At 73.6% G+C, this 14,154-nt stretch carries 9 protein-coding genes; 6 read left to right on the forward strand and 3 right to left on the reverse strand.

Annotated features, from left to right (window positions below; all coding sequences use genetic code 11):
• Window positions 1-126: 126 nt before the first annotated feature.
• The 3 genes from AB852_RS16215 (at window position 127) to AB852_RS16225 (ending at window position 6,689) form a co-directional block, all read left to right on the forward strand.
• Window positions 127-1,929: a condensation domain-containing protein gene (locus AB852_RS16215; protein WP_073788674.1), complete on the forward strand. Its 1,803-nt coding sequence runs from the start codon at window positions 127-129 to the stop codon at window positions 1,927-1,929.
• Entirely contained in the window at window positions 1,926-3,194 is a 1,269-nt protein-coding gene (locus AB852_RS16220; protein ID WP_073788676.1) for an MFS transporter, read from the forward strand. Before AB852_RS16215 ends, AB852_RS16220 begins: the two co-directional genes overlap by 4 nt.
• A 186-nt stretch (window positions 3,195-3,380) precedes the next feature.
• Entirely contained in the window at window positions 3,381-6,689 is a 3,309-nt protein-coding gene (locus AB852_RS16225) for a S8 family peptidase (RefSeq protein WP_245876800.1), read from the forward strand.
• Between the two features lie 186 nt (window positions 6,690-6,875).
• Here AB852_RS16225 and AB852_RS16230 read toward each other — a convergent pair whose 3' ends face one another.
• The gene (locus AB852_RS16230; protein WP_073788678.1) at window positions 6,876-7,502 is read right to left on the reverse strand and encodes a malonic semialdehyde reductase; all 627 of its coding nucleotides are present in this window, start codon (window positions 7,500-7,502) and stop codon (window positions 6,876-6,878) included.
• A gap of 373 nt (window positions 7,503-7,875) precedes the next feature.
• Here AB852_RS16230 and AB852_RS16235 point away from each other — a divergent pair, with 373 nt between their 5' ends.
• Complete coding sequence (locus AB852_RS16235; RefSeq protein WP_079184650.1) at window positions 7,876-8,433, forward strand: MarR family winged helix-turn-helix transcriptional regulator; 558 nt, start codon at window positions 7,876-7,878, stop codon at window positions 8,431-8,433.
• 79 nt (window positions 8,434-8,512) lie between these two features.
• The gene (locus tag AB852_RS41500; RefSeq protein ID WP_073788680.1) at window positions 8,513-10,024 is read left to right on the forward strand and encodes an LLM class flavin-dependent oxidoreductase; all 1,512 of its coding nucleotides are present in this window, start codon (window positions 8,513-8,515) and stop codon (window positions 10,022-10,024) included.
• A 551-nt stretch (window positions 10,025-10,575) separates the two neighbouring features.
• On the opposite strand, the gene AB852_RS16245 is transcribed toward AB852_RS41500, so the two are convergent.
• The gene (locus AB852_RS16245; protein WP_079184708.1) at window positions 10,576-11,151 is read right to left on the reverse strand and encodes a SpvB/TcaC N-terminal domain-containing protein; all 576 of its coding nucleotides are present in this window, start codon (window positions 11,149-11,151) and stop codon (window positions 10,576-10,578) included.
• A 91-nt stretch (window positions 11,152-11,242) separates the two neighbouring features.
• Window positions 11,243-12,967 carry an MFS transporter gene (locus AB852_RS16250; RefSeq protein ID WP_073788684.1) on the reverse strand — a complete coding sequence of 575 codons (1,725 nt, stop codon included), beginning with the start codon at window positions 12,965-12,967 and terminating at the stop codon, window positions 11,243-11,245.
• Between the two features lie 111 nt (window positions 12,968-13,078).
• Here AB852_RS16250 and AB852_RS16255 point away from each other — a divergent pair, with 111 nt between their 5' ends.
• A complete protein-coding gene (locus tag AB852_RS16255) occupies window positions 13,079-14,047 on the forward strand; it encodes an AraC family transcriptional regulator (protein ID WP_073788686.1) in 969 nt (322 codons plus the stop codon).
• Window positions 14,048-14,154 lie beyond the last annotated feature (107 nt).

Raw genomic sequence — 14,154 nt, forward strand, 5'->3', positions numbered from 1 at the left:
GCCCGCACCGGACCCACATCCCCCGCACCGCCACCCCGACCTGCCGGAAGCAGTCCGCGAAAGGCATCACATGAGCCGTCGTCCACGATCGACACCAGCGTTCCGGGCCGCACCGGCCCCAGGCCGGTGAGCGAGCGGGACTCCTCGCGGCCGAGGAGCACCCGGACCCGCACCGTCCCGTACACCGGCGGTACGGAACGCAGGGGCCCCGCCACGATGGGGCAGGCCAACATGATCCGCTGCGTCCTGCGGGACGATCCGGTGCACATCAACATCTACGATGTGTGGCCCGTCCCCGCCGGGACCCGGCTGGAAGCGGTGATCGACGCCCTGCGCGCGCTGGTGGTACGCCACGAAGCGCTGCGTACGACCTTCCCGCACGCGTCGGGCACCGCACCGTGCGAGCAGGTCGTCGCGGCCGAGGGGGAGTTCACGGTCACCGTCCTCGACCACGCCGAACTCCCCCCGGACGGCGCCCGGTACGCCACCACGGTGGCCCGCCGGGCCCGGGCCGGTCGCTTCCGGCTGGACCGGGAGTTCCCGCTGCGTGTCTCCGTCGTCGCCCAGGACGGCGCTCCGGCCTTCGTCGCCGTGACGGCCAGCCACGCGGCGACGGACGGCAGCGCCCTCGCGGTGCTGCGGGAGGAATGGCTGACCCTGCTCGCCGGCGGCACGCTCCCGCCGGTGACGGCCCTCACCCCGCTCGGCCTCGCCGCCGAGGAGGCGGCCCCGGCCGGGCTCCGCAAGTCCGAGGCGTCCCTGCGGTACTGGGAACAGATCATCCGCACCGGGCCCCAGGCCATGTTCGCCGAACCCCGTGCCACCGGCACCGACGTCCGGGTGCCGCAGCTCACCCTCCGTTCGCCCCGGGGCGCCGAGGCGCTGGCCCGGGTGGCGGAGCGCACCGGCGGGCTGCCGTCCACCGTGCTGCTGACGGCCTGGTGCGCGCTGATCGCCCACCGCACCGGCCAGACCACCTGTGTCGCCGCCGTGCCGACCTCCAACCGGTTCCTGCCCCGGCTGGCCCGCACGGTGAACACCGTGTCCCAGGACGCCCTGCTCTCCCTGGACGTCCAGGTCCCGTCCTTCGACGCGCTCCTGCGCAAGGCGTGGGGCGCGGCGCTCAACGCCTACCGGCACAGCCAGTTCGACGCGCTGCGCCTGTGGGAGATGATCGGGGACACGACGTACGAGCGGGGCAGTCACTTCGCGCGCGACATCGTCTTCAACGACGTGAGCACCCTGCCCGCCACCCTCGCCGCCGCGACCCCGGCCCCGGACGGCCCGGAACCGGAGCTGAGCTGGGGACCGGACCAGGTGCTGCCGACCCGCGTCCTGACCTTCGTCCATCGGACGGCGCCGGTGCTCCACCTCGGTATGTGGGTCGACCCGGGGCTGTTCACCCGGGACGAGGCGGAAGCCTTCGTCACCGGACTGGTGCGGCTGCTGGAGGCGGCCGGGACACAGGACGTGCCGTTCACGGACCTCACCGAGGTGACGGGGGTCCGGCCGGTCGGGCGTGACACCGGCTGGACCCGGGTCGACGGCTGCTGGGTCTCACCGCCCGCCGTGGCGGAGGCCCTGAGTCAGGCACTCGGCGGACTGCCCGTGCACGTCGCCGTGGACAGCCCGGACACGGACGCCCCGCCGGACACCGCAGACCCGGACACCGCGCCCTCGGACACCGCGTCCGAGGACCGGGCGGGTCGGCACCTCACGGCGTTCATCGCCTCCGACGGCTCCCCGCCGACACCGGAGAAGGCCCATGCCGCACTGATGGCCGCCCTCCCCGGCCGACCCGGACTGCTGGCCCCCCGCCGGTATGTGATCGTCCAGGGTCCGCCCGCGGAGGCCGACCGGAGCGATGGCTGGCTCCGGCAGCGGATTCTCATGGAAGGAACCGGCCGGGGCCGGGGAGATGTGACATGACGATCGACGACACAACCGTCCAGCGGGAGCCGGACTCCCTCCCCAGCCCATGGCGCTCCAGCCGCTTCCGGCTGTTCTTCACCGCCCGCAGCACCTCGCTGCTGGCCGACGGCATGCTGATGGTCTCGCTCACCACCGCCGTACTGGGAGCCGGATACGGCGCCGCCGGAGTGGGATACGCGCTGGCCGCGTGGATGGCGCCGATCGTGCTGCTGGTGCTCTTCGGCGGCGTGATGGCCGACCGGTTCACCCCGCAGGTGATGATGGTCGGCGCCGATGTGGTGCGGATGGTGGCCATGCTCGCGCTCGCCGCGCTGCTGGTCGCGACCGACGTACGGCTGTGGCAGATCATGGCGCTGATGGCCCTCAGCGGTGCCGCGACCGCCATGTTCCAGCCGGGGCTCGCGAGCATGGTCCCCCAGGTCGCGCAGGACATCCAGCGCGCCAACGCGCTGCTGCGGATCGCCGAGGCGATCTGCACCCTGCTCGGTCCGGGGGTGGCCGGTCTGCTCGTGGCCTACTGGGATGTCGCCGGGTCCTTCGTCGTCATCGCGGCGGCCTACGCGCTGAGCGCGCTGGGCCTCGCGCCGCTGCGCAAGCTGAGCACCGCCCGGGACGACAGCGACGCCCCCATGTGGCAGCGGCTGGCCACGGGCTGGCACGAGTTCCGGGCCCGCTCCTGGCTGTGGGGGGTCATCGCCGTCTGGGCCGTCTACGGTCTGTTCGTCTTCGGCCCGGCCCTGCCGCTCGGCGCGGCGCTGCTCACCGAGCAGCACGGGGCCAGCGGATACGGCTGGATCGCGTCCGCCGACGGCGCCGGGACCATCATCGGCGGGCTGCTCGGGATGCGGGTCCGGCCGCGCCGACCGCTTGTCGCGGGGGCCTGCGCCATGTTCTTCTTCGCGCTCAACCCGCTGGCGCCCGCGCTCGGCTGGTCCTTCACCGTGACGGCGCTCACCGGTGTCGTGGCGGGCTGCGGGTTCGCCTTCTGGGGTGTCATGTGGGCGACCAGCGTGCAGTCCCATATCCCGCTGGCCGTCCTCAGCCGGGTCTCCGCCTACGACGTCGCCGGATCGATCATGGTCATTCCGCTGGGCCGGGCGCTGGCGGGTCCGGCGGCCGAGTCGTTCGGGGCGGACCGCGTACTGCTCTTCTCCTCGGTCATGTCCTTCGTCCTCATCGCCGTCATGCTCTGTGTGCCCGCGATCCGCGGACTCGGCCGGGCACCGGAACGCTCCACCGGGAAGGAGGACGGCGGCGGCTGACCGGGGACCGGAGCGGACCGGCCCGAACAGGCCACCGAACCGTCAGTTCCGGACTTCGTCGGCTCCGCACTCAACGCCCCTGCCCACCGGACCCGCCTCTCCTGAGTGAGCGGGCCCGCGCGGGCCCGCGAACCTCGCTCAGGGGGGCATGTGTTCAACGGACAGCACAGACAACAGGGTTCCGGGGTGGCGGCGTTCGCCGTCGCGGTCTCCATGGCGCTGGTCGCCGGGACGGCCGTCGCCGCGAACGCCGCCGCGTCCCCGCCGCCCGACGGGGACGCGGCGGCACCACGGCAGAGGTCCGACGACCCGGTGTGGGTCACGCTGATCACCGGTGACCGGGTCGGGGTCGACGCCCGGGGCGAGGTCGCCGGATTCGAGCCCGCCGAAGGGCGGGCCGGTGTCCCCGTGCACACCCACACCGACCGCGGTCGCACCTATGTGGTGCCGCGGGACGCGCGCCGGCTGATCGCGGACGGCAGGCTGGACCGACGGCTGTTCGACGTCACCGGGCTGAGCGGTGCGCAGAGCCGGAAGGCGCACCGGGACGGGCTGCGGCTGATCGTGGAGTACGGGGGCGCCGCCGGTCCGGATGCCCGGAGGTCCGTGCGGGCCGCCGACGGTACGGAACGCGACCGGCCGCTGCGTTCCCTGAACGCGGACGCGGTGACCGGTACGCCGCGGCTGTGGGACACCCTCACCGAGGCCGGTCGCGGTGGGGCGCGGACCACGGCGTCCGGGATCAGCCGGATCTGGCTGAACGGCGTGGTCAAGGCCGCCCTGGAACGGAGCACCGGGCAGATCGGAGCGCCCCAGGCATGGCGGTCCGGATGGGAGGGCCAGGGCGTACGGATCGCCGTCCTCGACACCGGTGTCGACGCGGACCACCCCGATCTGTCGGGCCGGGTGATCGCGGCGCGGAACTTCAGCACATCCCCGCACACCACCGACCGCAACGGTCACGGCACCCATGTGGCGTCCACGGCCGCGGGCAGCGGAGCCCGGTCGAACGGTACCCACCGGGGCGTCGCGCCGCGGGCCGGGATCCTGAGCGGCAAGGTGCTGGAGGACAACGGGGGCGGCAGCGAGTCGGCCGTCCTGGCGGGGATGGAGTGGGCGGTCGAGCAGGGCGCGGACATCGTCAATCTCAGCATCACGGGCGACGCCGATCCCGCGATCGACCCGATGGAGGCCTATATCGACCGGGCGACGGCCGAGACGGGTGTGCTCTTCGTGGTGGCGGCGGGCAACGCGGGGCGGAACGTCATCGGCTCGCCGGGCAGCGCGGACGCCGCCTTCACCGTCGGAGCGGTCGACCGCGCGGACCGGCTCGCCCCGTTCTCCAGCAGGGGCCCCCGGTACGCGGGGGGTGTGGTCAAACCCGATGTGACCGCGCCGGGTGTGGGCATCGTCGCCGCCGCGGCCGCCGGCACCGGGGCCCCCGGCAGCATCCCGGGCTACACCGCGATCTCGGGTACGTCGATGGCGACCCCGCATGTGGCGGGGGCCGCCGCGCTGCTCAAGCAGAAGCATCCCGACCGGCGCGCGGCGGAACTGCGCGGCGCGCTCGCCTCGTCCGCCGCGGACACCGGACACACCGCCTATGAGCAGGGCACCGGCCGGATCGCCGTCGACCGGGCACTCGGCCAGACCGTGACCCCGACCGAGGTATCGATCGGCCTGGGCGAGCAGCGGTGGCCGCACGGCGACGACACACCGGTCACCGGGAAGCTGACCTATCGCAACAGCGGCCCGGCGGACGCGGTCCTCGATCTGGCGGTGGCCGGTCACGGTCCCGGGAACAGACCCGCACCGGCCGGGTTCTTCACCCTGGGCGCGGACCGGGTCACCGTCCCGGCCGGGGGGACCGCCTCCGTCGAGGTCACCGCGGACACCCGGGTGGGCGGCGAGGACGGCCACTTCGCGGCCACGGTCACGGCGTCCGGGGCCGGTTTGACCGTCCGGTCGACCGTGTCGGTCGAGCGCGAGGTGGAGTCGTACGACATCACCTTCCGGACCATCGGCCGGGACGGGAGGCCGAGCAGGGACTTCGGGGCGTTGGTGTCCTCCGTGGACTCGCTCGAACCGGGGTACCACTTCCTGTCGTCCGCCGACGGTGATCCCGTGGTCCGGCTGACCCGGGGCGAGTACGTGCTCGACGCCTGGGGTCCGGTCGACCCCGCAGATCCCACCAAGGGGTTCGACGCGCTGGTGCAGCCCAAGCTGGTGATCGACAGGGCGCGGACGGTCACGCTCGACGCCCGCCGGGCCAGGCCGGTGCGGATCACCGGGCCCGATCCCGGGGCCCCGCGGGCCGCGGGAGGGATGGAGTACGCCCGGACCGGGTCGGCCGGCGAGGACATCGGCGGGTTCTACCCCGGGGAGTCGTTCGCCACGCTGAACGTCGCGCACCTCGGGCCGCCGGTCACGGACGGGTCGCTGCGCCAGGGCTGGTACGGGCTCTGGCGCAAAGCCGACCGCACCGAGTACCACGCGGCTTCCGGCGGGCGGGTGGAACGGCTCGCCACCGGATACAGCCGCGTCTTCAGGCCCGCGGAGTTCGCCACGGTGAAGGTGGCTCTCGGGGCCCCGGCCGCTGGCAAAAGGGCCACTCTGGAGCCGAGCCCGCACTTGTCGGGCGGTCTCTGGGGAATGCGTGGCTTCGGTGTCGCGTGGCCGCTGCCCGACACCCGTACGGTGCGGCTCTCCACGGGCGACGGGGTGCGATGGAGTTTCCGCTTCGGCCAGCTCACCGGGGACGACCCGGGCGGCGGTGACCGGACGGAAGCGGTGCTGGAGTCCGGGCCCAGGACCTACCGGGCGGGCAGGATCCACCGGGAGACGTTCAACACCGCCGTCTTCGGTCCGCTGCTCGACCAAGGGTCGGGCTTCTCGCGTCGTGGCGATCAGCTGGTCCCCCGGATTCCGCTGTTCTCGGACGGCCGGGGCCACTCCGGAACGTCCGGCATCGGGTCCGCCAGGACCACGCTGTACCGGAACGGGACGAGGATCGGCGAGATCCCCGACGCGCTGACCGGCGGGAGGTCGGTACCGATCGGCCGGGAGGCCGGGCGGTTCACGCTCACCACCTCGGTGCTGCGCGACACGGCGACGGCCCGGGTGAGCAGCCGGATCGACGCCGCGTGGACGTTCCGGGCGGCCGCGGCGCCGACGGACGACGAGGTGATGATGCCGATCTCGACCGTGCGCTTCTCCGGTGCGCGGGTCGGCCCGGACAGCACCGCCCCGGCCGGCGCCGTCCAGCGGATTCCGCTCCAGGTGCACGGCGCCGCGGCGAACGGCAACGTCAGGTCGCTGACCGCGCACGCCTCGTACGACGGCGGTCGGACATGGCGGGAACTCACGGTGACCGGGGCCAGGGCGACGGTGCGGAACCCGGCGAGGGGCGAGTCGGTCACCCTGCGTGCCCGGGTGACCGACAAGCAGGGCGGCACCGCGAGCGTGACCGTGCACGACGCCTTCTTCGGCGGGTAGGCGTCACGGCGCAGGGTGCCGCGGGTGCGGCGGGTACGCCGGTGCACCGGGTACGACGGGTGCGCGCTGACGGCGGTGGGCCCGCCGGGACCCCTTGCACCGGGTCCCGGCGGGCCCGCGTCGTACCGGGTCCCGGCGGACCCGCGGCGCTCGCTCACGTCCGGCCCGCGCCGGGTCCGTCGGGGCTCAGAGGCAGCTGACGGCCTCCTCGTACTCCAGGCGGGGCAGCCGTTCGAACCAGGGGTTGTCGCCGGGCTTGCCGATGTTGACGACGAGGAACGACCTCAGCCGGCCGTCGGGGAAGAACTCGCCGTCCACGCCGTCCGCGTCGAAGCCGCCGAGCGGGCCCGCGGCCAGACCGGCGGCACGGACCGAGAGCAGGAAGTAGCCGGCCTGGAGGGCGGAGTTGAAGCGCGCGTGCTCCTGGTGCCCCACCGGGTCCGATTCGAGGGCTTCCTTCAGCTCGGGCATGAAGGGCAGCAGCCGCGGGATGTGCTCGCTGTACCGGGTGTCGTAGGCGAGGACGGCGATCACGGGGGCCGAGACGCTCTTGGCCCGGTTGCCCTCCGCCAGATGCGGGATCAGCCGCCGCTGGGCGTCGCCGGAGCGCAGGAAGAGCACCCGCAGCGGGTTGGTGTTGGCCGAGGTCGGTGGCCACTTCGCGAGCTCCCAGATGGCCCGGAGGGTCTCGTCGGGGACGGGCTCGTCGGTGAAGGAGTTCGCGGTGCGGGCGCCGGTGAACAGCAGACGGCGCGCTTCGGCCGCGAGCACGAGGTGTTCCTCGTACAGGTCGGGCGTCGGGGGTGTGTTCATCGTGAGGGTTTCCTTTGCCGGTCTCTGTGGGGGCGATTCCCGGGAACGGGCGGGGCCGGGTGTCCGTCCCGGGGGCGGTCACCCGGAGCTCGATGGGGTGACCAGCCAGCAATCTAGTTCGTTCTGCAACGAACCATAACACCACCCGCACCGCCTCCGGACAGGCAATCCCCTGGACGCCGCCCCCGGAGAGCGCCCCCCACCTGCGACGCTTGACCCCTGACCGGAGTCCCGCTTACCTTCGTTGCAGAACGAACTACATAGGCGGCCCGACACGATCGGACCACCGGTCCGGCGACTGCCCCGCCGGACCCGCACCCACCGGAAGGACTCCGGATATAATTCGTTGTGGAACCAACCTTTCGGAGGGGCCATGAGCCTGCGGAACACCCACGAGGAGCGGGAGACCACGGCCCGCGAGGTCGACGGCCCGCGCCGGGACACCCCGTCGGACACCCCGGCGGGCAGCTCGCCCGCCCGCCCGCTGAACCGCGCCGAGCGGGCGGCCTGGCTCGGACTCCTCTCCACCCATCTGCGACTCCTGCGCACCCTCGACCGTGAGCTGATGACGGCCGAGCGCCTTCCCATGTCCTCCTTCGAGGTGCTGCTCACCCTCGCCGAGGCCCCCGGACGCCATCTGCGGATGAAGGAGCTCGCCGCGTCCCTGCTGATCAGCCGCAGCGGGCTCACCCGCATCGTGGACGACCTCGAACGCCAGGGCTTCGTCGAGCGGCGCAAGTGCTCCACCGACGCCCGGGGCTTCGACGCGGTCCTCACCGAGGCCGGGACCAGGGCGTACCGCCGGGCCCGCAAGGTTCACCTCAGCAGCCTCCGGGCCGAGTTCCTCGACAAGCTCACGCCGGAGGACCTCACGGCCCTCGGCGGCATCTGGCGCACGGTCGGCTTCGACGACTCCGCCACCACCTGCTGACCGGCCGCGCCGGACCGGCGGGCCTCCCCTCCCGGCCGCCCGAAGGGGCCGTCCGCTCAACGGAAAGCACCACATCCTCATGACCGACCACGGACACGACCTGCGGTTCGGCGCGTTCCTGACGCCGACGGCCGAAGGCCACGACGACCTCGTACGGCTGGCCACGCTCGCGGACCGGAGCGGACTGGAACTGCTCGGTGTCCAGGACCACCCCTACCAGCCCGCGTTCCTCGACACCTGGACCCTGCTGACCCATCTCGCGGCCCGGACCGAACGCGTGACGCTCTTCCCGCACGTCGCGAATCTGCCGCTGCGCCCGCCGGCCGTACTGGCCCGCTCGGCCGCCACCCTGGACATCCTCAGCGGCGGCCGGGCCGAACTCGGCATCGGGGCGGGCGCCTTCTGGGACGCCATCGCCTCGCTGGGCGGCCCCCGCCGCACACCGGGTGAGGCGGTGGACGCGCTGGAGGAGGCGATCACCGTCATCCGCGCGATGTGGACGCCCGGTCCCGGCGTGGACTTCGAGGGCCGTCACCACTCCCTGGCGGGTGCGCGCCCCGGCCCGTTCCCGGTGCATCCCCTCGGTATCTGGGTCGGCTCGTACAAGAGGCGCATGCTCGAACTCACCGGGCGGCTCGCGGACGGCTGGCTGCCCTCGTCGATGTACGCGCCGCCGGGCGAACTGACGGCCATGGGCCGCGCCATCGACGACGCCGCACTCGCCGCGGGCCGTGACCCGGCGGCCGTCCGGCGTATCTACACCGTCGCCGGACGCTTCTCCCGTCTCGCCTCGGACGGCTTCCTCGACGGGCCGCCCGAGCAGTGGGCGCGGCAGCTGACCGAGCTGGCGCTCACCGAGGGGATGAGCGGATTCGTCCTCGCCCCTTCCGGGGCGGACCCCGAGCGCGAGCTGCGCACCTTCGCCGAAGAGGTGGCGCCCCTGGTCCGGGAGGCCGTGGGCGCCGCCCGGGGCGGCTCCTCCCCCGCCCCGGACGACGACGCGGCGGTGGAGCTGACGCGGGCGCCCGAGCACATCGACCTGTGGTCCGCCGACCCGCTCGGCGAGGCGACCCGGCCGCGCGCGCCCAAGCGGCCCGCGACAGCGGGCCACCCCGGTGGCACGGGCACCCGGCTGGTGCGTATCCATGACAATCTGCGCCAGGAGATGCGGCAGATCCGTGACGCGGTGGCCCAGGTGGCGGCGGGCCGGCAGGACGCCGCGTCGGCCCGCTCTATGATCAACAGTCTCACCCTGCGGCAGAACTACTGGACCCTCGGTTCGTTCTGCACCGCCTACAGCCGTACCCTCACCACGCACCACACCATCGAGGACCAGTTCATGTTCCCCGAGCTGCGCGAGAAGCAGGACTCGCTCGGGCCTGTCGTCGAGCGGCTGGAGCAGGAGCACGAGGTCATCGCCGAGGCGTTGTCCCGGCTCGACGCCGCGCTGGTCACCCTTGTCCAGGACGACAGCCGGATGGGTGAGGTCCAGGACCTGACCCAGGTACTGGACCGCATCCTGACCTCTCATCTCGACTACGAGGAGGAGGAGTTGGTGGAGCCGCTGGACCGGTTGCGCATCAACGTCTGAGCATCCTCGCGGGAGTCCCGGTCGGGCCGGGCGCGGTGGTCGAGCAGCAGGAAGACCTCGCGGACCCGGTCCGGCTCCCCGGGGAACTCGAAGGTGCCGATACGGGTCGGCCCGCCCGGGCCGAGGGCCCCGAGCGGCGCCGGGCAGCTCCACCTCGCCGTGGAACAGGCCCGGGTAGGTGCCGCCCGCGACACAGCGCACCGTGATCCGTGCACAGGCGCAGGGACCCGCGCAGGAGTGCGGCGCGGGCCGGAAGACCAGCTCGATCCAGGCGCCCGGCCGGGCACCCGGCGCCTCGACGAGCACACCGATCCGGTCCACATGGGTGACACGGCGGGCCGGTACGAGCGGGAACATCGCCGGGGTGAGGGCGAGTTCCAGCTCGCGGCGTTCCCGGCCGCGCCGGGTCAGCGCCGCCCAGGCGTCGGGCAGATCGCGCCGGACGTCGAGCAACCGGCGTCCGTCGCCGGGCAGTCGGCCGCGGGCGGCGTCGGCGGCCGCCCCGCGCAGCGGTTCCCCTCCCTCGCGTGCCGTGTAGTTGAGGCGCAGGATCACATCGGAGAGCGAGTCGGGGTCGAAGGTGTTCGTCCCACGGCGGTCCGGGGCCGGTAGCGGGTGATGTCGTAGGTGACCCCGGCGACCGTCCGGGGCCGCCGCGGCGGACGGCTGTCGGCGTCGAGACACGGCACCAGGTCCTCGGCGCCCGACAGGAGGAACACGTCCGTGTCACCGGAGTCGTCGTCGTAGGCCGGTACGCCCTTGTCGGTCCGGCGGGTCACGGCGGGCAGATCGAGACTCCAGCCGATACCGAAGGGGCCGTTCCCGGTCCCGGTGTCGTAGGTGAGGCGCAGTCGCGGGGTGGAGTCCCCGCGTCCCGGGCTCAGCGGCAGCGGGACGGTGAGGGTGGCGGTGCCCGTCGCGGGGCTCACCGAGAGCTTCTCCCCCATCCCCCGGACCGCGCCACCGCCCTTGGGCAGGCTGATCACGGGCGCCTTGAAGGGGGCCGTGAGGTCGCCGCGCTCCGCACCGCCGGGCCCCGGGGGCGTCCCGGCCGGTGAAGGGCCCGGGTCTTCCCTCGTGTCGCGCGCGCCGGGAAGCGCACCGGCCGGCAGATCGGGAGAGTCCATGGACACCGCCTCCCAGAACACATCGCGTTCCGTGCCCCTTACGGGACAGGGCGATTACCGCGCATGTTCCTCACGAAGCCGTGCTCCGACCTCACCCCTTGAGCGGACCGGACCCGTCAGGGTCCCGTACGGCGTCCGGGCCCGGATCGGGGTCGCTGGTCCGGGCGCCCGGGGTACGGGTCGCCGGGCCGGGGGTCGCCGGGCCGCGGGCGTGTTCCCCGGACGGCTCCGCCTGCGGGGGCGCCGCGCCGGTCGGGCGGACATGGCCGAGCGCGCGGGCGGAGACCACGGCCAGGGCCGCGACCAGAGCGGCGCCGACCAGAGCGGCGATGTTCATGCCCGCGGTGAACGCTTCGCGCCCGGTCTCCAGCAGCCGGTCCCCCACCGCGGCGGGCAGTTCCCGTGCCGCGGCGGTCGCGCCCGCCAGGGTGTCCTCGGTGTGCCGCACCGCGTCCGCCGGGACGCCCTCGGGCAGGGAGCCCTCGATCCGGCCGCGGTAGACGGCGGTCCCCAGGCTGCCCAGTACCGCCACGCCCAGCGAGATGCCCAGTTCGGTGGCGGTCTCCGACATCGACGCCGCCGAGCCCGCCCGGCGCGGCGGTACGGAGCCCACCACCAGATCGGTGCTCAGCGCGGTCATCGGGCCCGCCCCGAAGAAGACCAAGGTGATGCCGGTGGCCACGAGGACCGGCCCCGAGTCCGCGCCCGCCACCGCCATCGTCAGATAACCCGCGACCGCAACCGCCAGTCCGCCCGCCACGACATGACCGGGCCGCGACCGACGGGCCAGGGACGGCGCGACCAGGGAACCGGCGGCACTCGCCACGGCCGTCGGGATCAGCCACAGCCCGGCCGTCAGGGGCGGCAGCGCGGCCACCAGCTGGAGGTACTGCGTGGCGAACAGATAGAGGCCGCCGCCCGCCGCGGTGGAGACAAGGATGATCAGCAGCGCGGCACGGAAGGACCGGTCACCGAACAGGCCCAGGTCCAACAGCGGTTCGTCCAGCCGGAACTGACGGCGGACGAAGAGCACCACGAACACCGCACCGGCCACGATCGCGACGACCGGCGCCGGCCCGAAGCCGTCCTCGGCCGCCCGCTTCAGACCGTAGACCGTCGGGAGGATACCCGCGAGGGACAGCGCCACACTGGTCGGATCCGGCCGCCCCGCGTCCCGCGTCCGGTACTCGGGCAGCACCTTCGGCCCGACCACCAGCAGCAGCACCATCACCGGCACGGCCGGCAGGAACACCGACCCCCACCAGAACCACTCCAGCAGGACGCCACCCACCACCGGCCCGATGCCCATCCCGGCCATGAAGCAGGAGATCCAGACCGAGATGGCCACCGCCCGCTGACCGGCGTCCTTGAACATATTGCTGATCAGCGACAGGGTCGACGGCGCCAGCGTCGCACCCGCGACCCCCAGCAGCGCACGGCCGAGGATCAGCGCCAACGGGCTGGTGGCGTACGCCGCCAGCAGCGATGCCACACCGAACACGAAGGCTCCGATCAGCAACAGCCTGCGTCGGCCGATGCGGTCACCGAGCGTTCCCATGGTGATCAGGAATCCGGCGATCATGAACCCGTAGATGTCCATGATCCACAGCAGCTCGGAGCCGGTCGGCCCGAGATCCGCGCCCAGTTGCGGGGACGCGAGGTGGAGCACGCTCATGTCCAGGGCCAGTACCAGGGTCGGCAGGGCGAGCACGGCCAGGCCGGTCCACTCCCGTCGGCCGGCCCGGGGACCGGCGCCGGTCGGGGTGTCGGTGTCCGCGCGGGGTCCTCGCGGGGCGGGTGTCGGATCGATCGTCATACCGGTCAGCCAACCGCCCGCAGGCGGCACGGCCGATGGCTGTGGCGCCGGGAACGATGTGCGTTCGTCCAGCCGCTCCGCCCTCCCGGGGCCCGGCAGTAGGATCACGCGGTGGACGCGCTCGCCGACCTTCTGCACGGAACGAGCGCCCGGGGCGCCGTCTTCGGGCGGTCGGTCCTCGATCCACCGTGGTCGCTGCGGTTCGTCGGCGGCGCCCCGCTGTCACTGATGACCATGCTCTCCGGCACCGCCTGGGTACTGCCGGAGAGCGCCGGGCCGGTGCGCGTGGAGCCGGGCGACCTGGTGGTCGTGACGGGTTCCGCGCCGCACACCGTGGCGGACACACCGACAACGGCGCCGGACATCGAGGTGCACGGCCCGGACCGGTGCGTGACGGCCGGGGGCGTCGATGTCACCGGGGACGTCCGGCTGGACCTGCGCACATGCGGCGAGCGCTACGAGGGATCGGCGATGCTGCTCACCGGTATGTACCGCGGGGGCGGGGAGGTCGGCGACCGGCTGCTGAGGGCGCTGCCGCCGGTGCTCCGGGTCCCGGCCGCGGACCGGCACCGTCCGATGCTGGACCTGGTCGCGGCGGAGGTGGCACGGGCCGAGCCCGGCCAGCAGGTGGTGATCGACCGGATGCTCGACCTGCTGCTCGTGCACACCCTGCGGGCGTGGTTCGCCCGGCCCGAGGCGCGTGCGCCGGGCTGGTACCGGGCACTCGGCGATCCGGTGGTGGGTGAGGTGCTGCGGCTGATGCACGACGATCCGGCGCGGCCGTGGACGGTACGGGCGCTGGCGGAGAAGGCGGGCGTCTCCCGGTCCGCGCTGGGCCATCGCTTCACCACGCTGGTGGGCGAGCCGCCGATGGCCTATCTGGCGGGGTGGCGTGTGTCGTTGGCGAGCGACCTGCTGCGGACGACCGACGCCACGGTGGCGTCCGTGGCCCGCCGGGTCGGCTACGCCGACGCGTTCGCGTTGAGCACGGCGTTCAAGCGCATCCGCGGGATACGTCCGACGGACCACCGGCGAGCGGCACCCCCGGACACGCGGGACCTTCCGGCCGCGCCTTCCTGAACTGACGCGTCCCCGCCGCCGGACGAGGGAGAGGGCACCGCGGGGCGCGGGTGCGGGGCGGGTGCAGGTGCGGCCGTGCGCGCGGTTCAGAGGCGGCGAAGGTTCGG

The sequence above is a fragment of the Streptomyces uncialis genome (genome assembly GCF_001905345.1).
In the GTDB taxonomy this organism is placed as follows: Bacteria; Actinomycetota; Actinomycetes; order Streptomycetales; family Streptomycetaceae; genus Streptomyces; species Streptomyces uncialis.